Origin of the sequence: Streptomyces sp. R44, from assembly GCF_041053105.1 — a bacterium.
Taxonomy (GTDB): Bacteria; Actinomycetota; Actinomycetes; order Streptomycetales; family Streptomycetaceae; genus Streptomyces.
In genome coordinates, this window is sequence record NZ_CP163444.1 from 7,864,311 (window position 1) to 7,884,652 (window position 20,342).

The 20,342-nt window shown below is 73.8% G+C and carries 13 protein-coding genes, 1 tRNA gene, 1 pseudogene and 1 riboswitch; of the genes and pseudogenes, 7 read left to right on the plus strand and 8 right to left on the minus strand.

Annotated features, from left to right (window positions below; translation table 11 throughout):
- Positions 1-91 precede the first annotated feature (91 nt).
- The gene (locus AB5J54_RS36485; protein WP_369148213.1) at positions 92-2,860 is read left to right on the plus strand and encodes a glycosyl hydrolase; all 2,769 of its coding nucleotides are present in this window, start codon (positions 92-94) and stop codon (positions 2,858-2,860) included.
- Between the two features lie 80 nt (positions 2,861-2,940).
- Here the strand turns inward: AB5J54_RS36485 and AB5J54_RS36490 are convergent, their stop codons facing one another.
- On the minus strand, positions 2,941-3,966 hold the full coding sequence (locus tag AB5J54_RS36490; protein ID WP_369148214.1) for a LacI family DNA-binding transcriptional regulator: 1,026 nt from the start codon (positions 3,964-3,966) through the stop codon (positions 2,941-2,943).
- Positions 3,967-4,224: 258 nt separating this feature from the next.
- Here AB5J54_RS36490 and AB5J54_RS36495 point away from each other — a divergent pair.
- The 4 genes from AB5J54_RS36495 (at position 4,225) to AB5J54_RS36510 (ending at position 12,303) form a co-directional block, all read left to right on the plus strand.
- Positions 4,225-4,296: transfer RNA gene (locus tag AB5J54_RS36495), tRNA-Pro, on the plus strand.
- Positions 4,297-4,299: 3 nt separating this feature from the next.
- Positions 4,300-6,606 (plus strand): hypothetical protein, encoded by a 2,307-nt coding sequence (locus AB5J54_RS36500; RefSeq protein ID WP_369148215.1) that lies wholly within the window; start codon positions 4,300-4,302, stop codon positions 6,604-6,606.
- A gap of 82 nt (positions 6,607-6,688) precedes the next feature.
- Entirely contained in the window at positions 6,689-11,509 is a 4,821-nt protein-coding gene (locus tag AB5J54_RS36505) for a hypothetical protein (protein WP_369148216.1), read from the plus strand.
- A gap of 143 nt (positions 11,510-11,652) precedes the next feature.
- Positions 11,653-12,303, plus strand: a complete 651-nt coding sequence (locus tag AB5J54_RS36510; RefSeq protein WP_369148217.1) for a hypothetical protein — start codon at positions 11,653-11,655, stop codon at positions 12,301-12,303.
- Positions 12,304-12,368: 65 nt separating this feature from the next.
- On the opposite strand, the gene AB5J54_RS36515 is transcribed toward AB5J54_RS36510, so the two are convergent.
- Entirely contained in the window at positions 12,369-13,184 is an 816-nt protein-coding gene (locus AB5J54_RS36515; protein ID WP_369148218.1) for a CbtA family protein, read from the minus strand.
- Between the two features lie 14 nt (positions 13,185-13,198).
- Positions 13,199-13,426: a CbtB-domain containing protein gene (locus AB5J54_RS36520; protein WP_356904422.1), complete on the minus strand. Its 228-nt coding sequence runs from the start codon at positions 13,424-13,426 to the stop codon at positions 13,199-13,201.
- Positions 13,427-13,485: 59 nt separating this feature from the next.
- A riboswitch (cobalamin riboswitch) is annotated at positions 13,486-13,565 on the minus strand.
- A gap of 155 nt (positions 13,566-13,720) precedes the next feature.
- Here AB5J54_RS36520 and AB5J54_RS36525 point away from each other — a divergent pair.
- Positions 13,721-14,287 carry a histidine phosphatase family protein gene (locus tag AB5J54_RS36525; RefSeq protein ID WP_369148220.1) on the plus strand — a complete coding sequence of 189 codons (567 nt, stop codon included), beginning with the start codon at positions 13,721-13,723 and terminating at the stop codon, positions 14,285-14,287.
- A gap of 53 nt (positions 14,288-14,340) precedes the next feature.
- On the opposite strand, the gene AB5J54_RS36530 is transcribed toward AB5J54_RS36525, so the two are convergent.
- The 5 genes from AB5J54_RS36530 to AB5J54_RS36550 all read right to left on the minus strand — a co-directional run bounded on the left by AB5J54_RS36530 (position 14,341) and on the right by AB5J54_RS36550 (position 19,310).
- Positions 14,341-15,432 carry a FecCD family ABC transporter permease gene (locus AB5J54_RS36530; protein WP_369148221.1) on the minus strand — a complete coding sequence of 364 codons (1,092 nt, stop codon included), beginning with the start codon at positions 15,430-15,432 and terminating at the stop codon, positions 14,341-14,343.
- The gene (locus tag AB5J54_RS36535; RefSeq protein WP_369149574.1) at positions 15,429-16,385 is read right to left on the minus strand and encodes a FecCD family ABC transporter permease; all 957 of its coding nucleotides are present in this window, start codon (positions 16,383-16,385) and stop codon (positions 15,429-15,431) included. The genes AB5J54_RS36530 and AB5J54_RS36535 overlap by 4 nt, the downstream gene beginning before the upstream one ends.
- 93 nt (positions 16,386-16,478) lie before the next feature.
- The gene (locus AB5J54_RS36540) at positions 16,479-17,531 is read right to left on the minus strand and encodes an iron-siderophore ABC transporter substrate-binding protein (RefSeq protein ID WP_369148222.1); all 1,053 of its coding nucleotides are present in this window, start codon (positions 17,529-17,531) and stop codon (positions 16,479-16,481) included.
- Between the two features lie 172 nt (positions 17,532-17,703).
- Positions 17,704-18,435, minus strand: coding sequence for a hypothetical protein (locus AB5J54_RS36545; protein ID WP_369148223.1), 732 nt, complete (start codon positions 18,433-18,435; stop codon positions 17,704-17,706).
- A gap of 152 nt (positions 18,436-18,587) precedes the next feature.
- Positions 18,588-19,310: a beta-glucanase gene (locus AB5J54_RS36550; RefSeq protein ID WP_369148224.1), complete on the minus strand. Its 723-nt coding sequence runs from the start codon at positions 19,308-19,310 to the stop codon at positions 18,588-18,590.
- A 197-nt stretch (positions 19,311-19,507) separates the two neighbouring features.
- Here AB5J54_RS36550 and AB5J54_RS36555 point away from each other — a divergent pair.
- Positions 19,508-20,307 (plus strand): annotated as a pseudogene (locus tag AB5J54_RS36555) (alcohol dehydrogenase catalytic domain-containing protein).
- Positions 20,308-20,342 lie beyond the last annotated feature (35 nt).

Genomic DNA, 20,342 nt, shown 5'->3' on the forward strand with positions numbered 1-20,342 from the left:
CGCGGGTTTTACGTTTCCGGCGACCTGAGAGCGCTCTCACCATCCTCCCCGCACACCCCCCACCCACCCCGACGACATGAGGTGCTCCTTCATGCCAGCCCCCCGCAGCAGGCCGGCCGCAGTAGTGGTCCTGGTCTCCGCCCTCGCCGCCCTGGGAATCGGCCCCGCCGCCGGTCCCGCGGCGGCCGCCGCCGTCCCGGTGGGCGCCGGAAGCTACTCCGACACCCGCCCCGCCGGCACCTCGGGACCCACCACCAACACCGGCACCCCGGTCACCCCCAAGGTCACCCCCGCCGCCCAGGGCAAGCCGGTCCCCACCAACGACTGGTGGTCCTCGCTCGCCTTCCAGCGGTACGGCGACAACCCGTACTCCACCCCCATGTACGGCCACCCGCTCACCTACCAGGCCGTCGCCGGCGGCCTGGAGATCGGCTACCCGACCAGCCCCGCGATCGTCGGCGACGGGCGCCAGTACGAGTTCGCCCACAAGCGCGACCTCACCCTCGGCCTCACCGGCCTCAACTCTCCCGACACCAAGGCCGACGCCTGGTCCGACTGGACCGTGACCCCCTCCTGGTCCGACGGCGCCCGCACCCTGCGCACCACCATCGGCCACGGCCTGCCCTTCGTGTACGCCAAGGGCACCGGCGGCGACGCGCGGATCACCACCGCCGAGGCGCCCGCCGTCTTCGCCGACCAGGGCAACGTCCTCGGCATCACCGTCGCGGGCCACCACTACGCCCTCTTCGCGCCCACCGGCACCGACTGGAACGTCTCCGGCTCGACCGTCACCGCGGGCCTCGGCGGCAAGGACTACTTCTCCGTCGCCGTCCTGCCCTCCACCGACGCCCTCGCGACCTACCGGAAGTACGCGTACAGCTTCGTCACCGGGTCCACGGTGAACTGGAGCTACGACGCCGGGACCGTCCGCGCCACGTACAGCCTCACCACCGAGGCGAAGGAGGGCACCGAACGGGGCACCCTCCAGGCGCTCTACCGCCACCAGTGGCTGCATACCACCGACCCGCTCACCCCCTACACGTACGTGTCGCCGCGCGGCACCATGAAGGTCCGCGAGTCCGCCTCCTTCACGACCTCCCAGCGGGCCGCCGCCACCCTGCCCGGACTCCCGGGCGCCGGTGTGGACCCGGCCCGGCTGCGCGGCTACCTCAACGAGGTCGCGAACTCCGCCGACCCGTTCTCCGGCGCCGTCGACACGTACTGGACCGGCAAGGCCCTGGGCAAGCTCGCCCAACTCGTCCCGCTCGCACACCAGATCGGCGAGGGCGCGATCCGCGACAAGCTCCTCGGCCTCATCAAGGGTCGCCTCCAGGACTGGTTCACGGCCGGCGGCGCCAACGAGTTCTCGTACGACCAGGCCTGGAAGACCCTCATCGGCTACCCGGCCTCCTACGGCAGCGACACCGAACTCAACGACCACCACTTCCACTACGGCTACTACGTGTACGCGGCCGCGGTCGTCGCCCAGTACGACCCGGCCTGGGCCGCCGACTCGGCCTGGGGCGCCATGGTGAAGACCCTGGTCAGGGACACCGCCAACCCCAGCCGCACCGACGGCGCCTTCCCCTTCCTGCGCGGCTTCGACGTCTACGCCGGACACAGCTGGGCCAGCGGCCACCAGGGCTTCGCCGCAGGGAACAACCAGGAGTCCTCCTCCGAGTCGACCAACCTCAGCGCCGCCCTCGTCCTCTGGGGCTCGGCCACCGGCGACAACCAGCTCCGCGACCTCGGCAGCTACCTCCTGACCACCGAGGGGGAAGCCATCGCCCAGTACTGGTTCGACGCCGACCAACAGGTCTTCCCCGCCGCCTTCCAGCACGACACCGCCGGCATGGTGTGGGGCAGCGGCGCCGCCTACGCCACCTGGTGGACCGCGAACCCGGAGGAGATCCACGGCATCAACGTCCTGCCGGTGACCGGCGGTTCGCTCCAGCTCGCCGGACACAAGGACGCCGTCCGGGGCAACATCGCCGAGATGGAACGCGAGAACGGCGGCCCCGCCGTCGAATGGCGCGACATCCTCTGGGAGTTCCAGTCCCTGGCCGACCCCGGCGCCGCCAAGGCCAAGTGGGACGCGGGCAACGCCGGTTACACCCCGGAGGTGGGGGAGTCGAAGGCCCACACCTACCACTGGCTGACCGCGCTCGACACACTCGGCGCACCCGACGCGACGGTCACCGGCTCGATCCCCACCTCCGCCGTCTTCCTGAAGGGAACCACCCGCACCTACGTGGCCCACAACCACGCCTCGACCGCCCGCACGGTCACCTTCTCCGACGGCATGTCCCTCTCGGTGCCCGCCCGTTCCACCGCGACCGGCACCGGCACGGGCGGTACCGACCCCGGCCCCCAGCCCTCCACCGGCAACACCTTCCAGCTCCGCACCGGCGGTACCCTCACCACGGCAACCGGAGCCACGGCCGGCAGCGACACCATCGCCTCGGCGCAGGGCGCCAACCACGACGGCACCCCGAACCGGCCGCTCGTCTACGAGGCCAGGAACGTCAACGGCATGCTCAGGAGCGGCGGTTCGACCGCCTTCCGCCTCCAGGTGGACGCGGGCACGGTGGTCGGCCTCGGCCAGCAGGCCCGGATCAGCTACGACCTCACCGGCGACGGCACCTTCGACCGGACCGAGACCTACCAGTACTTCGCCACCGACCCGGTCACCGGCTGGGAGGAGTACGGCCAGGGACGCGGCCTGAAGACCGCCACCGGCACGCTCGGCGACCTGCGCGGCGGCACGGTCCGCCTGGAGGTGTGGAGCGCGATCGGAAACGGCGACTCACGGCTCCAGACGGGCACGGACCGCTCCGTCCTCGTCATCCCGTACGACTGACCCCCGGGTGAGAAGGCGGCGGGCCCGGGAGTCACCCGGACCCGCCGCCTTGCCGTATGCCTGTGCATTCCCGTACGGGATCAGGCGGAGGCGCGGCGGACCAGCGAGGTCGGGGTGATCACGGAGTCCGGGACCTCGGGCCCGGTCCCGTCGAGCAGCCGCATGAGCAGCTTCACCATCAGCCGGCCCATCCCCTCGATGTCCTGGTGAACGGTGGTGAGCGGGGGAGTGGTCGTCTCGACGACCGAGGCCATGTCGTCGAAGCCGACGACCGCCACGTCCTCCGGCACCCGCACACCGCGCTCCCGCAGGGTCCGCAGGGCCCCGGACGCCATCAGGTCGTTGGCGACGAACACGCCGTCGACGTCCGGCCGCCGGTCGAGGAGCTCCGCCATGGCGCGGGCCCCGCTCTCCTCCGTGAAGTCACCCCGGCAGAGGAGCGCGGGGTCGGCGTCGAGGAGGACGTCCCGATAGCCGTGGATCCGGTCGATCGCGGACGTCTGGTCGGCGGGTCCGGAGATGTGCGCGACGCGCCGCCGCCCGAGACCCACCAGATGCCGCACCGCCTCCCGGGCGCCCCCGCGGTTGTCGCAGTCGACGAAGGGCACGGCCGGATCGGTCCCCGGGGCGGGCCGCCCGCCGAGGACCACCGGAATCCGGGCCCGCTCGATCACGGCCGGCAGCGCGTCGTCGCTGTGCAGGGAGAACGCCAGAGCGCCGTCGACGTGCCCGCCGCCGAGATACCGCGAGATCCGCTCGTGGTCCCCCGGCCCCTCCACCCACAGCAGTACCAACTGGGCGTCGTGGGCGGTCAGTTCCCGGCTGATGCCGCGCACCTGCTGCTCGAAGAACGGGTCCGAGAAGATCCGGAACTCGGGCTCCGCGATGATCACGGCCACGGCGCCGTTGCGCCGGGTGACCAGGGTGCGGGCCGCGTGATTCGGCACGTAACCGAGCTCGTCGACGGCCTTGAGCACCTTCTCCACCAGCGGTGCGCGTACCCCCGCACCCCCGTTGACGACCCGGGAGGCCGTGGCGCGGGACACCCCGGCGCGCGCGGCAACGCCTTCCAGCGTGGGGCGGGACCCCGTGGTCTGCTCGGGCAAGGCGTACGCTCCTCGGCTGGTCGGCTGGTCGGCTGGTCGGCTGGTCGGCTGGTCGGCTGGTCGGGACGCCGTGGTGTGCGTGTCCGATGGGTGGTGTGCGGTCCTGCGCGGACCAGGATATCCGTAGCCCGTGCCCCTTGAGAGCGCTCCCAAGGGACTGCTGTCGGCGCCCGACGTGGTCCGGACCGCGCACCTGTCAAGCCGTGGCGAAAACACCGTTGCCCGCTTCCGGGCGCCATGACTACCGTCGGGGCCTCACGACGTGTAGCTCAGCAGCAGAGCGCCGGGCTCGGGACCCGGAGGGCGCGGGGGCGGAACCCGCCACGTCGGCTTATGGACACACACGCTGACAAGCAGCCGCCGAACGTCTCGGGTTCCTACCCCGAAGGTCGCCTCGCCAGGGCCTTCGTCACCGCGCTCACCGACGCCGACCCGGCCACCAGGGCCCGCGCCGACGAACGGGTCCAGGGGTGGCGCCGCGTGCTCGCCGGGATGGCCGCCGGCACCCTGCGCATCGGCTCACGCACACCCGTGGAGGGTCTGCCCACCTGGGTGACGCTCGAGGTGCTGCACGGCGGCTTCGCGACCGGCGTCCCGAGCGCGGGTGGCCCCCTCCTGCCGTACGAGGCCGCGGCCGCGCGACGGGCGGGCGTGCCGGAGGACCGGGAGGCGCTCTTCGCTCACGCCCTGACCGAGGAAGGCCTCACGGAGCTGTGGGCGCTCCTCGACGACGGGCGCTACGACATCGCCGTCCCCGAGGAGGCGGCGCTCCTGACAGTGGCCTGGCTGGTGCGCGCGGGGGAAGGCGAAGCCGCCCTCGAACTCGTCGCCGAACTCCGCCCCTTCGCGGACCGGCTGCGGTTCACGCCGCGTCCCTCCGGGGCCCCGGCGCCGGACACCGGCGCCGTGCACCGCCGTACCGTCGCGGAGGCCGGAGCCGCGCTGTCCCGACGCCGCCCGAACGGCGCCGTGGAGACCCAGCGCGAGGCGCTCGCGGTATGGCGCCCCTTCGCGGACGAGCTGCTCCGGCACTGGCTGGAGACGGCGGGCCCCGACCACCGCGTGCTCGCCCGCGAGCCTGCCGCGGGCTGGCACGCGCGGGGCGCCGCGCTCCTCGACCGCTACCGGAGCCTGTCCCGCGAGCACACCCTGTGCGGAAGACACCGCGACCCCAGGGGCAACATGGGGATCCTGCGCGGAGCACTGGAGGAGACGACGGCCGGACGTCCGCTCGACGCGCGGCGGACCGGACTGCTGCGGCACGCCGTCACCTCCATGGTCCGCAAGCGGGGACTGCCCGGATCGGACGAGCACACCGCGCTGCGCCGCGCCCAGGCGGCCCAGGCCGCACTGCCCTCCCACCGGGACCTGGCGCACCTCGTGGCCGACCGGCTCGCCGGCCTCCCGCAGGGCGCCGGCGCGGCCGACGTGACCGCGCTCGTCGCTCCGGTCACGGAGGAGGAGCAGCGGCGCTCCGCGCTGCCCGCAGGCACGACCGTCCCGTCCGCGATCCGCCGGGTGGTCGAGGGAGCACGGAGTGCGCCGCTCGCCACGCTCGTGGAGCTCGGGGTGGTCCCGTCCGCCGAGGTGATGGCCGAGCTGGTTCCCCAGCTCGTCGCCGCCGAGACGGCGGCGGTGTACCGGGACGGGCCGCTGCGTGCGCTCATGGCCGCGAACTACCGGGCTTTCCGCAGGCGCCGCTCGTTGCTCCTGCTCGATCTGGCGCGGCAGGTCCGGCCCGGTGAACTCCCCTGGGTCCGCGCGGTGTCGGCACAGCGCAGCGAGGACGCGGGCGCCGAAGGATCGGCCCGAGCGACGCTGCGGCAGCTCGGTGAGGTGGCCGTGGACGGCTTCCCCGGCACCCTGCTGCCCAACCCGCTCGTCCGTGAACTCGCGGTGCTCGCCGACCGCGCCCGCCTGGACGCCCCGCTCGTCGAGGAGCTGGCCGCCGACATCTTCATGGGCACGTTCAGCCCGAAGTTCCAGGCGGCCGCGGTGGTCGCCGCGGAGCTCCTCGGCGGGGGAAGCCTGTACGAGCGGTACTACGGGATCGACTACGCCGACGTCCTCGCCCTGGACAGGGACACCCGGGGACGCACGCGGGCCCGGACGGCGGCCGGGTTCGCCGCGCTGTGCCACGAGCGGGCCGGCAGGCCCTCGTCCCACGGCGTGGCGGCCAACGGCACGGTGATCGAGCAGGCGCAGATCCTCACGACGCACAACCTCGCGACCCTCGTCCACCGCGCCGGCGTCGCTCCGGCCTGCGGCTGGGCGGACCTGGCCCGGCGCTGCTTCGTCACGGTGTGCCGCCTGACCGGCCGGGTGCAGTACGAGCCGCGTCCGCTCGGCACGATCAAGGACGCGGCGTACGCCTGGCGACAGATGCTCTTCCAGCTGTCGCTGTGCGACGACGAGGCGGTGGCCGGGGTGCTGCGCGGGCTGCGCGACGAGACGGCCCGGCACCCCGCCCATGTGGCCGCCCGCCTGGCGCCGGCCCTGGCGGGGTTGCGTCTGGTGGCGGACGGAGGTGCCTTCGCCGCCGACGGCACGGCCGAGGCGGGACGCGCCCGGCGCCTGACCGGCTGGACGACCTCGGGCCACTGGCTGAGCACCGACCCGACCGGGGCCGCCCGACGGTGAACCGACTCACACGCCGCCCCCGGCCCGGGCCGAACACCCGGTGCCGGAGGCGGTGTCAGTGGCCCGTGCGACGATCCAGGGCATGATCGTCTCGCTGGATGCTCTCCTGCCCACCGCCGGTACGCACGTGTCGACCACCTACGCCGACTGGGTCGCCGCCCACGACCCGGGCGCGGTCGAGTCCGCGCGTGCGCTGGTGCGGGACATGGGGGCCGAGCTCGGCCGGTCCTGGACCAAGCCCGGTGCGTTCGTCGACGTGATGGCGCGGCGAGCGAGGCAGCTGCCGCCGGCGCATCTGCCGTGGTTCTGGGACACCGTCGGGCACCGGCTGATCGGTTACGGGAGCAGGCCGGGCGGGCGGGCCTACGCCGCGGCGCGGGCGGCCGAGGTCCAGCACGGGCTGCCCGTCGATCCCGCCTATCGCCTGGCCAACGGGCTGCTGTTCGCCAAGGGCGGGGCCATGCCCGCCAAGGAGTTCGGCGCACACCAGCGTTTCCTCGCCGAGACCCTGGAGCCGGCGGCCGCGCACACCGCCCTGGAGGCGTTCCTCACCGCCTGGGCCGCCTCGCCCGCCGATCTGCCCGCGGATCTGGTGCGCCGGGTACGGGCCTCCGCCAAGAAGGCCGGGCTCGGGGACGAGGAGGCCGCCCGGCTCCTGGGTGCGATCCTGTCGGTCACCCGCGAGAAAGTCGTGCCGGACGCCCTGCTGACCGCGGCCGAGACGGTCCTGACGGCCCATCCGCCGACGGATGCGATCGCCGCGGGCCTCGTGGAGGTCTTCCCCACCGGGGCCACCGACGGGGGCCCCTGGCTGCGGATGCTCATCGGCTGCGGCGCGGCGGGAGCCATGGAGGCCGGCCGGATCGTGCCGGAGGGCGGGTTGCACCAGTGGCTCGGCAACTTCGTCCGCATGTACCAGTACTCCCTCCAGTCCGGCGGCGGAGTCGGACGGCAGCCCCTGCCGGGGGAACTGCTGGATCTGATCGGCCGGTTGGGGCCCCGCCTGCGCTCCGAGGACGCCCCCGTCACGCTGCACATCACCCGCCACCACTACCAGGGCTTCGACGCGGACGTCCTCGACGCCTGCCTGGCGGCCGGGGTCGCCGTCACCGACCCGGGCGCGGACCTCGGGATGCGTTTCTGGGGCGAGAAGTCCAGGCGCGACCTCGCCGCGCTCGCCGCCGACCCCGTGTTCGGCCCGCGCCTGGAAGGGACCGTGCACGCGAACCTGCTGCCGAACTGGCACAGGGCGCACGGGCGGCAGCCCGGCTCCGCGGTGACGCTGCTCCCGGGCAACGAGGGCATCGCCCACGAGGTGGCCGGACGGGTCGGCAAGCTCGTCGACACCGTCGGGGGCGGCGGCATGGCCGGCGCCGAGGAATCCGTGGCCGAGCTGGAGACCCTCCTCGACCGGCCGACCGTGACGGCACTCGGCGGGATCGCCGACGCCCTCGGCGCGACGAGCGCCGCGGGTGCGCTGCGCCGCTCGCTCACGGCCGGGCTCCCGGAGGAACTGGCGTGGCCGGCCCTGGAGTCCGTGTACGCGGAGTTCGCCGCCGAAGCCGAAGCCGAAGCCGAAGCCGCCACCGATGCGGATGCGGACGCCGGTGCGGTGGAACCCCTGCCCGGCGTCGCCGGAGTGACCTGCACCTGGCCCGTGCTCACCGTCTTCGGGGCCGATCGCGCCGTCGCGGTCGACCCGGACGGGGTGCGGGCCTCCTGCCGGTTCACGGTGCCCGACGAGGCGACCATGTACGCCGTCCACTACGTCGGCGGATCCTTCCTCGTGAGCTGGTCGGTCAAGCGCGATCCGTACTTCTGCGACACCGCCTGCTGGGCGGACCGGCCCGAGGAGCCGTTCACGCCCGACGAGCAGGGCGGACTCGTGCCGTACGGCGGGAAGCTGGACGGGGCCTACGGCTTCCAGTTCGAGACCGCCGACGGGGGAGGGCGCCACAGCGGCCTCCACGCCCTGCGGCCAGGCGGTACGGAAGGCATCGACAGCAACGAACTGCAGCTCGGCGACGGCTCCCGCATCTGGACCAACGGCGTGTACCGCAGGCGTGCCTGGGAGGCGGTGGACCCGGTCACCGGAGAGCCGACGGGCGGCGCCGAGGTGCCCGACTTCCCCGGTCGCCCCGCGAGCGCCGACCCGGCCACGGAACCGTCCGAGACGGGCATGGCCCTGGCCGCGGGGTCCCTGCACCTGGCGCCGCTGCCCGCCGGGCTGACCGGCTCCCCGCTCGGCAGTAGGGACGGTCTCGTCGGGACCCGGATCCTGTTCCGCACCCCGCACCGCGACCCCGCGCCCGACCACTACCTGCTCCAGAGCATCGACGGGCGCACGGCCCGGTTCGACATCGACCGGCAGGGGCAGAAGCCCTGGGCCCTGTGGGCGCCGCCCGAGGGCGCCGTGGAGGACGTGGTCCTCGCCGATGCCGAGACGCGGACGGGCGTGCGCGCGTACACGGCCGACGGCGTCCTGCTGTGGGAGCTGGACGGCCACCAATCGCCCCGGAGCCCCCGGGTGCGTCCGGCCCGGCGCGTCACCCCGTCCCGGGGTGTCGCCCTTCCCCCGGCCTTCTGGTACCTGCTCCGGACCCGGGACGCGGTCGGCTCCCGGGCGCTGCGCACCGTGAGCCGGGAGACGGCGGAGGCGCTGCTCAAGGCCGCCTCCGACGACACGGCCGCCTCCGAGAGCGCCGACGCCCGGGAGGGAACGGCCGCTTCCGACGGCACGGCGACGGTCCGCGCGGTCGTGGCGCGGGAGCTGCCGGACGTCACCGATCCCGTCCTCGTCGAGGCCGTCGTCGCCGTGGCGGTGCGGGCCGCCCGTGTGGAGGAGCGGCGGCGCGCCCTGCACCGGCGCGTCACCCTGCTCGCCGAGGCGCCACCCGTGCGGCTGCGCCGGTCGGCGCCGGACACCGAACTCGTTCCCGCGCTCTTCGGTCTGGTCGAGACCGGCGAGCCCGACCAGTGGCGGCGCACCCCCGACGTGGCCCTCCCCGCGACGCTGACCGCCCTCGCGGCCGACGGCGCCCGCCTGGACGGGACGATCGCCGAGGAGGTGCGGCGGCTCTCGCCGCCCGCCCCGCCGCACGACTGGTCACAGCTCCTCGGCAGGATCGACGCCGTCGCCTGGCGGGCGGCGGTGGCACCGACCCCGGACCCGGACCGGGCCGCTCTCCTCGCGCTCCTGGACGCCTGGGCCGAGCAGCCGTTCGCCCGCGCGGGCAGCCGCTGGTGGGCGGGGCGGACGTCCGGCCCCGGCTTCGTGGACTTCATGCGCGCGGGCGGTACGGCGATCGCGTCCGCGGGCGTACGGGACGGCGGAGCCGAGCAGTGGTTCGTGGCGCCCGTCGCCGAGAACCCGCACGCCGACCCGGTGCCGGGCGTGGCCACCGAGGTGCGGCACGTGCGCGTGGAGCGGGACGACGCCCAGCGGCTGCGGGCCCTCGTGGCCGCCGTCGACGCCCACGGACCGGTCCCGGTCCCGGAGTCGGCGGCCGCCCGCTTCGCCGAACTGACGGGTGTACGACGGTCGGTGGCCCGGCTCGTCGTCGCCGGGCTCGTCGGCCGGGCCGACCGGGAGGAGCACGGGGCCCTGGTGCGCAAGGCCCCGTACAAGGCGACCCCGCTGACGGCGGAGTCGTACGAACAGCTCCGCAACCGACTGGGCGGCTCGGGCCGCAGGGCCGTCCTGGCCGCCGCCCTGCCCGAGGACCCGGCCGAACTGTGGCGGCCGGGCGGGGTCGAGGCGGCCGTGGAGCGGATGGCCGCGGTGTGGCGGGAGCTCCTCGGGGCGCGGTCCGTCGTCGACGAGGACACGGCCGACGCCCTGGAGGCCCACCTCGGCCTCGGCGAGGTCTGGGCACGGCGCCTCGCCGGAGGCTACGACGCCGCCGAGGACGCCACCGTGCCGGCGGCCGGCTGGGAGCTGACGGCCACCAGGCAGGGCAGGGGAGTCGAGGTCCGGGCCGTACCGCAGGCCGGGCCCGAACTGCCCTACCGCACCCCGGTGGGCCTCGCCCTGACGGACATCGCGAGCGCCCTCGTGTGGGCGTGGACGGACCGGCCCGTCGGCGATCCGGCCCTGGCCGGCGCGCCCGCGCTGTACGAGCGGCTGCGCGCCGAGCTGGAGCGCCCGGAGCTGCTGCTCGAACTCGCCGAAACCAGCGTCCGCGACACTCCGGAGCGGATCGCCGAGCGGTTCGGGCCGCGACGGCTGCCGGTGGCCCGCCACCCGGAGAACGAGGCCGATCCGGAGACCGCGTACGACTCGGGACCGCTGGTGGTGTGCGCCCCCTTCGGCACCGCCTTCCTGCGCCCCGCGGCCGTCACCGACCCCGGCACGTGGAAGGAGGTGCGCGAAGTCACCGACCTCGCCGAGGACCTGGACCGGGTGGCGCCGCTGCTCGCGGGCGGCGGGCTGGAGCGGATGATGCGGCGCGCCCTGTCCGGAGCCGTACCGGCCGGGGCGTACGAGGCCGACCCACGCCGTTCCTGCCCGGAGCTCGTCAGCGAGGTGGCGGCGAAGCTCGGCGTGGGCGAGGACGCGGCGGCCCTGTACCTCCAGCTGGCGACCCTCGCCGCGCCCACCGACCGGAACGTACGGCGGTGGAACGGCTGGTCGACCAAGCGGCACACGGAGGTCCGGGCGGAACTCCTCGCCACCGGCGCGGTCCTGGAGGCCAAGCGGGCACGGGCCGGCCGGACCCTGTTCCTGCCGGGCGACTGGAAGGAACTCAAGGCCCCGCACCTGCCGCTGGAGACCGCGAAGCTGAAGACCCACGTCGTGCGGCCGATGTGGGACAAGTGGATCTGCTCCCCGTTCGTGAGGATCCTGCCGACGGCCCCCCTCCACGAGATGTTCGAGGAGGCCTGGGAGCGGATGGGCGGCTGAGGAACGCGAAGTCCTGCCGGTCACTGGACTGTTCGGGTGCGTGCCCTTCCTTGATCGGCCAGTCGCGGGCTCGGGACGCCCGGCGTTCCGGAATCCTGCACTCCCGGTGGATCCTGCTTCTCGGACGGAAGGGAATCGATGCCATGAAGGGCATCACACGGAAGGCTCTGGTGCTTTCGGCCGCTGCCGCGACGGTGGCCGCGGCGAGTGTCGTTCCGGCGCCCCTCGCTCAGGCCCGCGCCGAACGGCTCGTTGCCGCGCAGATCGGCGTCCAGTTCAATCCGGACGGAAACCCCGGGCAGTGCGGTGGAAGAACGGGCGAGCAGTGGGTGTTCGACGGGCAGGTGACCGAGGCGATCCGCTTCGACACCGACTCCCGCCCCGGCGGCTGCCGACTCGCGTTCGGCCTCTACGATCCGCAGGACGAACTCAGGGGTGTGGCCGCCACCTACACCTTCAGGGCCACCCCCGGCGGCGACCCCGCCCAATGCGGAAACCAGGGCACCCACCAGCTGCCGATCACGAAGACGTCCCGGACCTTCGGCGACGTCGTCCGGATCGACACCGACAACCGGCCGGGCGGATGCGTTCTCACGTTCGCCCTCACGGCTCCAGGCACCACAACGCTCTACATCAACTACACCTCGGACGGCGACCGTGCCCAGTGCGGGAACGCCCTGCCGCTCCCGGGCGTCTTCAGCCCCGCGGGCAACAACCGCGAAGTCCCCATCCGCATCGACACCGACGACCGCTCCGGTGGCTGTCAGCTCCGGCTCAGGCTGAACCTCTTCTAGTGAATGACGACGACGCCCCGCCCACCTCTCGGTGGGCGGGGCGTCGTCGTGGAGATGTTCGCCGGTCAGCCGGCGGCCGGAGCCCCGAGTCGGGCCTCCGTGTCGGCGGCCGCCGTCCGGGCCGCCAGCGCCTTCTGCGCGAGGACGCCGAAGACGATGCCGAACACCGTCCACAGCACCGCCTGGATGGCGAGCGACGCGAGTCTGAACTCCCAGAGCAGCGCGGCCGGGAAGCCCGCGGCGACGGCGTCGTCGTTGTCCGGCAGGACCGCGAAGGCGACGGCCGTGACGACGACGAACCCGGCGCCGGCCGCCAGGGTCGCGTTCCAGTTCCCCAGGCGCGGCGCGAGCCGGCGCCCGGCGATCACGGCCGCGATCCCGAGGAGGACGCTGAGCAGGATCATCAGGAAGAACAGGGTGGTGCGCTTCCCGATGGTGTCCGGATTCCCGACGGCCGGAGGGGTCGCCGGGTACTTGAGGAACGGCACCAGATAGACCGTGGTGAAAGCGGCGCCGGCGGTGAGCGCCGCCGTCGCGCGCGGGCTGAACCGGCCGACGCGGCCCAGCACGAACGAGAACGCGAGCGAGGCGATGCCGCCGAGCGCCACCCCGTACACGAGGACGCCGGTGGCGAGGCCGAAGGTCGACTGGACGGAGCGGCTGACGACCTCCTCTTCCTCGGCGGGCTCGGCGGCCGATGCTGCGGCCTCGCCGTGGTGGTGGGCGTGGGCCTCGTGCGCGGCCTGGGCCTCCTCCACGGCGATCGCACCGTTCACGGGCGGCTCACCCACCGCGTAGGCCACGGCGAAGGCGAAGAGCCCGGCGATCAGGCCCGCGAGCATGCCGCGGACCAGGAGGGATCTGACAGTCGAGGCGTGCATGGTGCGGTCGCCCCTCAGTGGCACGGGAAGCCGAGCAGGTGGCGACCGTCGTGCACCCACTCGTGCACGTCGGTGCCCGCGATCAGGGAGGTGGCACCCTGCTCGGCACCCACGAAGTACAGCGCGATCAGCGCGAGGAGCCCGACGAAGAAGGCCCAGGGCAGTACGGCGCGCACGGGCAGCGGAGCCGGAACGGCGACGGAAGGGGTGGAAACAGCAGCGGAGACGACGGCCTCGGCCATGATGGAACCTCCTGCGGGAACTCGCGTCCCAGACGGTGGTGCAGGACGACGGTCCACGGGTCTGACTCACCGTGACGCCACCCTCGGGGACGCCTCGGCATACAGTGGCGCGACCGTGCCGGATTCTCACCGGACTTCCGTCTCGCCGTCGTCACGCTGTTCAAATGTCGCCTGACGGTACCGCGCGCGAGGACCGCCGCCAAGGGCGTGAGGCGCGCATCACCTTCGTACGCCCCCGGTAGAGTCCCGCCCGCCCCCTCCTCGTTCACCTTCCGTCCGCCGCAAAGGAACCCGATGACACTACGGTTGACGCTGATCTCGCCCGCGACGAACGAGGCGCTGCGCGAGGTCCGGTTCGACGACGACGCTCCTCTCGACCCCGCGGGCGTCGCCCGCGCCGAGGCCGTCGGGTCCGCCGTCGACCCGTCCCCGCGCGCGTACTGCTCGCCGTCCCCGCGCTGCCGCGGCACGGCGGAGGCCCTGGGCCTGCCGGCGGAGAGCGTGGACGCACTCGCGGGCTGCGCCATGGGCCGGTGGCGCGGACAGACCCTGATGGCCGTCGCGGCCGCCGAGGAGGCCGCCGTGTCCGCCTGGCTGTCCGATCCGACCGCGGCCCCGCACGGCGGGGAGTCGCTGCGCGACCTGCGCGTCCGGGTCGGCGCCTGGCTCGACGGACTCCGGGACGGCTCCGGACGCGTGACCGCCGTCGTCGAACCCGACGTGGTCCGCGCCGCGATGGTCCACGCCCTCGCGGCACCGGACGCCACGGCCTGGCGCCTGGACGTCCGCCCGCTGACCGCCGTCCACCTCAGCGGCCGCGCCGGCCGCTGGAACCTGCGCGCGGGCGAGCCGCTCGGCTGACAGCGGAAGGAGGGGCACCGCACAGCGGTCCCCCTCCTCGGTGCACCCACCGGTCAGGCCGGGCGCTTCCACTCCCGCAGCAGGAGATAGCCGAGGTACGCGCCTCCGACGGCCATCGTGTACAGGCCGACCGGCAGGTTGTCGAAGAGCGGCAGCTGCTGGGCGGTGAGGTCGGCGAGGACCAGGAGCAGGGCGCCGAGCAGCGTCGACATGACCAGGTGCGGGCCGCCGCTGCGGGTGACCCGCTTGGCGATCTGCGGTGCCGTCAGGGAGATGAAGGCGATCGGTCCCGCGACGCTGACGGCACCGGCGGACAGGACGATCGACAGCGTGACCGCCGCCGTCGCGGTGCGGGCCGGGCGGGCGCCCAGGCCGGTCGAGAGGTCGTCGCCCATCTCGCCGATGCTCAGGGGCCGCGCGAGGAGCGCCGCGAGCGGCAGGCAGACGAGCAGCACCACCCAGATCGTCGTCGCGTCGTCCCAGGAGCGGGCGGCGAGGCTGCCGTTGATGTACGCGGTCAGCGCGCTGGCCTTGTCCCGCTCGACGGCGTACACGACGTACTGGGTGAGGGCCGTCGACATCGCGGCCACGCCGATGCCGGCCACGACCAGGCGTCCCGGGTTGCGGAAGCCGGTCCCGGTCGACAGGTAGACGACCGCCATGGCGACCACCGCGCCGAGCAGCGCGCCGACGGGCACCGGCACGACGTCCGGGAAGAACAGCGCGGCCGCCGCGGCGCCCGCCCCGGATCCCGCGCCGAGACCGATCACGTCGGGGCTGCCCAGCGGGTTGCGGGTGACGGACTGGAAGAGGGCCCCGGACAGGCCGAAGGCCGCTCCGGTGGCGATGGCGACGACGAGCCGCGGGCCGCGCAGCCGGTTCAGCACGAAGGCGTTCTTGCCGGTGGCCTCGCCCATGAGCGCCGACGGAAGGTCGGCCGGGTCGATGCCGAGCCGGCCCAGGGAGAGGGTCGCCACGGCCGCCCCGAGGAGCAGCAGCAGCGTCACCAGGGCGGCGATCACGGTGGGGCGTCGTACGGGGATCGCGACCCAGGGCCCGATCCGCAGCAGGCTCCGGCCCGGGGGCCGTACGGGCCGCGACACCGTCGGGGCCGGGGTGTTGTCGATCCGCTCGGCGGTCTTCATGCCGCTCCCCTCATGCGTCGGACGGCGAAGAGCAGGGCGGGCGCGCCGACGAAGGCGGTGACGACGCCGACCATCAGCTCCTGCGGGCGGAGCAGCACCCGGCCGACGACGTCGGCGAAGAGCAGCAGCGTGGGACCCGCGAGCGAGGTGAAGAGGATCTGCAGCCGGAAGTCGGCGCCGACGAGCGCCCGGACGAGGTGCGGCACGGCGAGCCCGACGAAGGCGATGGGGCCGACGGCGGCCGTCGCGGCGGCGCTGAGCAGCGTCGCGGCGAGGAGCCCGGCGCCCTTGACGCGCGCGGGGCTGATACCGAGGGAGGCGGCCTTGTCGTCGCCCATCGCCATGGCGTTGAGCCCGGGCGCGAGCAGCACCGCGAGGACGAAGCCGACGGCGGCGAACGGCAGGACCGCCCAGAAGGCGTCGAAGCCGCGCCCGCCGAGCGCCCCCACGACCCAGTAGCGGTACGTGTCGAAGACCTGCGGCCGGGACAGCGCGACTGCCTGGATGAACGCGGCGAGGACGGCGGAGAGCACCGCGCCGGCGAGCACCAGGCGGACCGGCCCGCTGCCGCCGCCGGCCGTGCCGATCAGGTGGACGATCACACCGGTCGCCAGGGCGCCGGCGAGGGCCCACCAGATGTTCTCCCGCTGCCCGGAGGCGCCGAGGAACGCGGTCGCGGCGACGATCGCGGCGGACGCGCCCGCGTTGATGCCGAGAAGTCCCGGCTCGGCGAGCGGATTACGGGTGATGCCCTGCATCAGCGTGCCCGCGACGCCGAGGCAGAGCCCGGCGAGCAGGCCGAGCGCGGTGCGCGGGTAGCGGCTCTCGACGACGGTGCGGACGTAGCCGTCGCCGTCACCGGTGACGACCCGGAGGACGTCGGACGCGGACGTCGGCTTGCTGCCGAACATGACGCTGGCGAGGACCGCGAGGGCGAGCAGGATCAGGCACAGGGCGGCGGCTGCGAAGTGCCGGGCAGGGCCCCGCCGTACGACGGCGGGGCCCTGGCCGATCCGGGAGAGAGTGGTCACGCTCGGGGCCCGCTGCTACTTCCCGGCCTTGGCGACGGCCTTGTCGATCATCGGGAGGTACCGCTCGATGCTGTACGGCACCGTCAGCGGGTTGATCATCGACGAGGCGGTGACGAAGGGCTGGTCGTTGCTGTGGACGAGCGCGCCCTTCTTGACGGCGGGGATGGCCGCGTACAGCGGCTGCGCCTCGATCTCCTTGCGGGACTTGTCGTCCATGTAGAAGGTGAAGGCGATGTCGCTCTTGGAGAGCTTGTTGGCGTTCTCCAGGCCGATGAGGGCGGAGTCGGTGCCCTCGGTCTCCTTGAAGGTGTTCACGACCGGGTCGACCTTGAGGCCCAGCTTGGAGACCATCGCGACGCGCTGCTCCTCGGGCTTGAAGACGCCGAGGGTGCCGGGGCCGGTGTTGTAGATGTACGAGAACGTGACGTTCTTGTAGTTCGGGCGCGTGGCGGCGGCGTCGGCGAGCTGCTTGTCGATCTTGGAGGTGAGCTCCTTGGCCTTCTCCGGCTGGCCGAGCGCCTTGGCGACGATCTCGATCTGCTGGTCCCAGTCGGTGCTCCACGCCTTGTCGGGGTAGGCGACGGTCGGCGCGATGTCCTTGAGGAGGTCGTACTGCTTCTGCGTGATGCCCGACCAGGGGGCGAGGATGACGTCGGGCTCCAGCTCGGTGATGGCCTCGATGTCGAGCTCCTCGCCGCCGTCGAACTGCTTGGGCAGCGTGGCGCCGGCCTTCGTCACGGCGTCGTGGATCCACGGCAGGTAGCCGGTCTTGTCGCTGCCCCAGGGGTAGCTCTCGATGCCGACGGGGACGTTGCCGAGGGCGATGGCGGTCTCGGCGGAGCCCTGGCCGAGGGTGACGACGCGCTTCGGCTTCTCCTTGATGACGGCCTCGCCGAGGGCGCTCTTGATGGTGACGGGGAACGCGCCCGCCGGAGCCTTGGCCGCCGAGTCCTTCGTCTCGTCCTTTTTGTCGTCCGAGCCGCACCCGGTCACCATGAGGCCGAGCGAGACCGCGGCGGCACCCGCCACGAGGACGCGGCGGCGGAAGGGGGTGAACACTGCAGGCATGGCGGATCCTTGTCTCCGGGCAGAGGTGTGCTGACGCCCCGCTCGACGCCTCTCCAGGCAGGTGGATGCCGAGACAGCGGCCATCGCGAGGCGCTTGTTAGGTGAGCCTAACCTATCTGCCCCTGGTCCGGTATGCCAGGCCCCCGCCGAGTGCCCGTCACGTGAACCGCCGTCAGCCCGTGGCCTCCCACGCCGTCGTCAGCCCGTCCAGCCACGCCGGCGGAAGCTCGGCGGCGTCCCACTCCTCGTGCAGGTCCGCCGGTGCGCTGGCGAGCCGCTCCAGGACGGCGACGCTGGTGGGGGAGTGGATGAGGGAGTACCGGCCGTGGATCGCGATCGCGCTGCCCGGCCCGTACTCGGCGTACAGCCGCTCCAGGCGCGCCCGGTGGACCGAGGTGAACTCCGTCAGCCGTCCCGCGTACCCGGCCCGCTGACGCGAGCTCATCGTCCCGAGCAGGGCCCGGAGCACCTGCTCGGTGACCTCCGGGTCGAGGTCGGAGACATCCGTGAAGGAGAGGTAGAGCGGGGTCACCGCCACCTTGGTCCGCTCCAGCTCCGTCCGCCCGACGGGAGGCCGGTCGTCCGGAGACGCGGCCGACGGATCCGCCGCGACGGCGTGCCGCAGCGCCCGCTCGGAGACGGCGCCCAGCTCGTCGGTGACGGCCCGCACCCCGTCGAGCCACCCGGCGGCGTACGCCTCGCCCTTCCCCTCGGGCGCGCTCCGCTCGGCCCCGCCGATCTCCTCGTACGCGAGGGCCAGCGCGCCCGCCTCGACGAACCCGATCAGCTCCTCGGCGTCGCCGGACCAGACCCCCGCCCTGGCGAGCAGCTGGAGGAGCGTCCTCTTCGCGTTGAGGACGCTGGCCTCGTCCAGCTGCTGCCGTCCTTCTCCGGCGGTGCTCACAGGGTCCTCCTCGTCGTAGGGACGGCGCGTGCGGGGGCTCCGCGGAACGCTCCGTTCGAGCCTACGCAACACCCGTCGCCGCCAGCGGGCGGCCGGGCCCTTGGAGGCGCCGATGGCCGGTCGATCGGCTGCCTCGGCGTCAGGGACGGTGCTCAGTCCCGGTACACGCGCAGCTGCGACACCTCGTACGACATCTCCGTCGCGTCAGGGTCGGGCGCCGGGTGGTACCGGCCCGCGCAGACCGAGAGGTTGACGATGAGATGGGCCCGCCAGGAGCGCCCCACCCCGCGGCGGTCGTCGAAGACACGCGCTCCGTTGACCCACCACACCACGGAGCGCGCCCCGAACGAGACCCGGAGGTCCACCCACGCCCCCGGCTGGACCGCCGGGTCCCGGAAGTAGAGGTACCGGCCCCGAACCCGGTTCGACAGCTCCAGGAGGTCCGGGTTGTCGGGGTGGTACTCGAAGACGTCGATCTCCTGGCCGCCGTCGAGCCAGGTCCAGATCGCCGGCCAGGCGCCCGTCTCCACGGGCAGCCGCACCCGGGCCTCCAGGACGTCGCCCGCCCGCACCAGGAACCCCTCCGCGCTGCCCTCCGTCGTCAGCAGCCCCGCGTCCCACAGGCCGTCGGTCCTGCGGGTGGCCCGGAAGGTGCCCGACCGGCTGTACGAGGGGTCCTCCACCAGGTGGTCGAGCTTGTTGTCCCCCTGGTTCGTCGGTCCGCCGTCGGGATAGGCCCACGAGTGGCCCGCGACCCACTGCTCGGCGGAGGAGAAGTCGGCGTCGAGGACGAGGTTCGCGGGCGTCGTCGCCGGACCGCGCCCGCCGGAACCCTTGCCGCCGCGTCGGAGCCGGTCGAAGAAGTCGGACAGCACGGCACCACTCCCTTCGCTGGGGCCTCCATCGGCCCGCGGGCGATCCGCCCCACTTTGCACCGAGCGGCGCGGAGGAGTGGGCCCTTGGCGAGAACTCGTCATCCGCGCCCACCGCGCGCGGCCCCGCGGGACCGGCCCGCGGGCCACACCGGGACGGCGGCACTCGAACACCTGCCCAGGGGGTACGGATCGACGTCATGAAGGCACTTCAGTACCGCACCGTGGGCTCCCCGCCCGAGGTCGTCACCGTCCCCGACCCCGAACCCGGGCCGGGACAGGTGCTCCTCAAGGTGACCGCGGCCGGGGTCTGCCACTCCGACATCGCCGTGATGAGCCGGCCGGCCGAGCAGCTGCCCTTCCCGCTGCCCCTGACCCTCGGTCACGAGGGCGTCGGCACCGTCGCCGCCCTCGGCCCCGGCGCCGAGGGGTTCGACGTCGGGGACCCCGTCGCCGTGTACGGCCCCTGGGGCTGCGGCGCCTGCCTCATGTGCGCCCAGGGCAAGGAGAACTACTGTCTGCGGGCCGCGGAGCTCGGCATCGGGCGCCCGGGCTCGGCGCGCCCGGCGCCATCGCCGAGTACCTGCTCGTCGACAGCCCCCGCCACCTGGTGCCGCTCGGCGACCTCGACCCGGTGCGGACCGTCCCGCTCACGGACGCCGGCCTCACCCCGTACCACGCCATCAAGCGCTCCCTCGTGGGCGTCCAGCCCACGGTGACGGCCGCCGGCGCGATGGCCGCGGTGGAGGGCGACGTCACCCTCGTCGGCCTCGGCGGCGGCACCCTGCCCGTCGGCTTCGGCTCACTGCCGTACGAGGTCTCCGTCGCCTCCCCGTACTGGGGCACCCGCGCCGAGCTGATCGAGGTCCTCGACCTGGCCCGGACCGGCGCCGTCGACGTCCACGTCGAGACCTACGGCCTGGACGAGGCGCCCGAGGCGTACGAGCGGCTGCACGAGGGACGGATCAACGGCCGCGCGGTCATCCTCCCGAACGGCTGAACCACCCGACGGGCCCACCGCACACGGCTGGACAC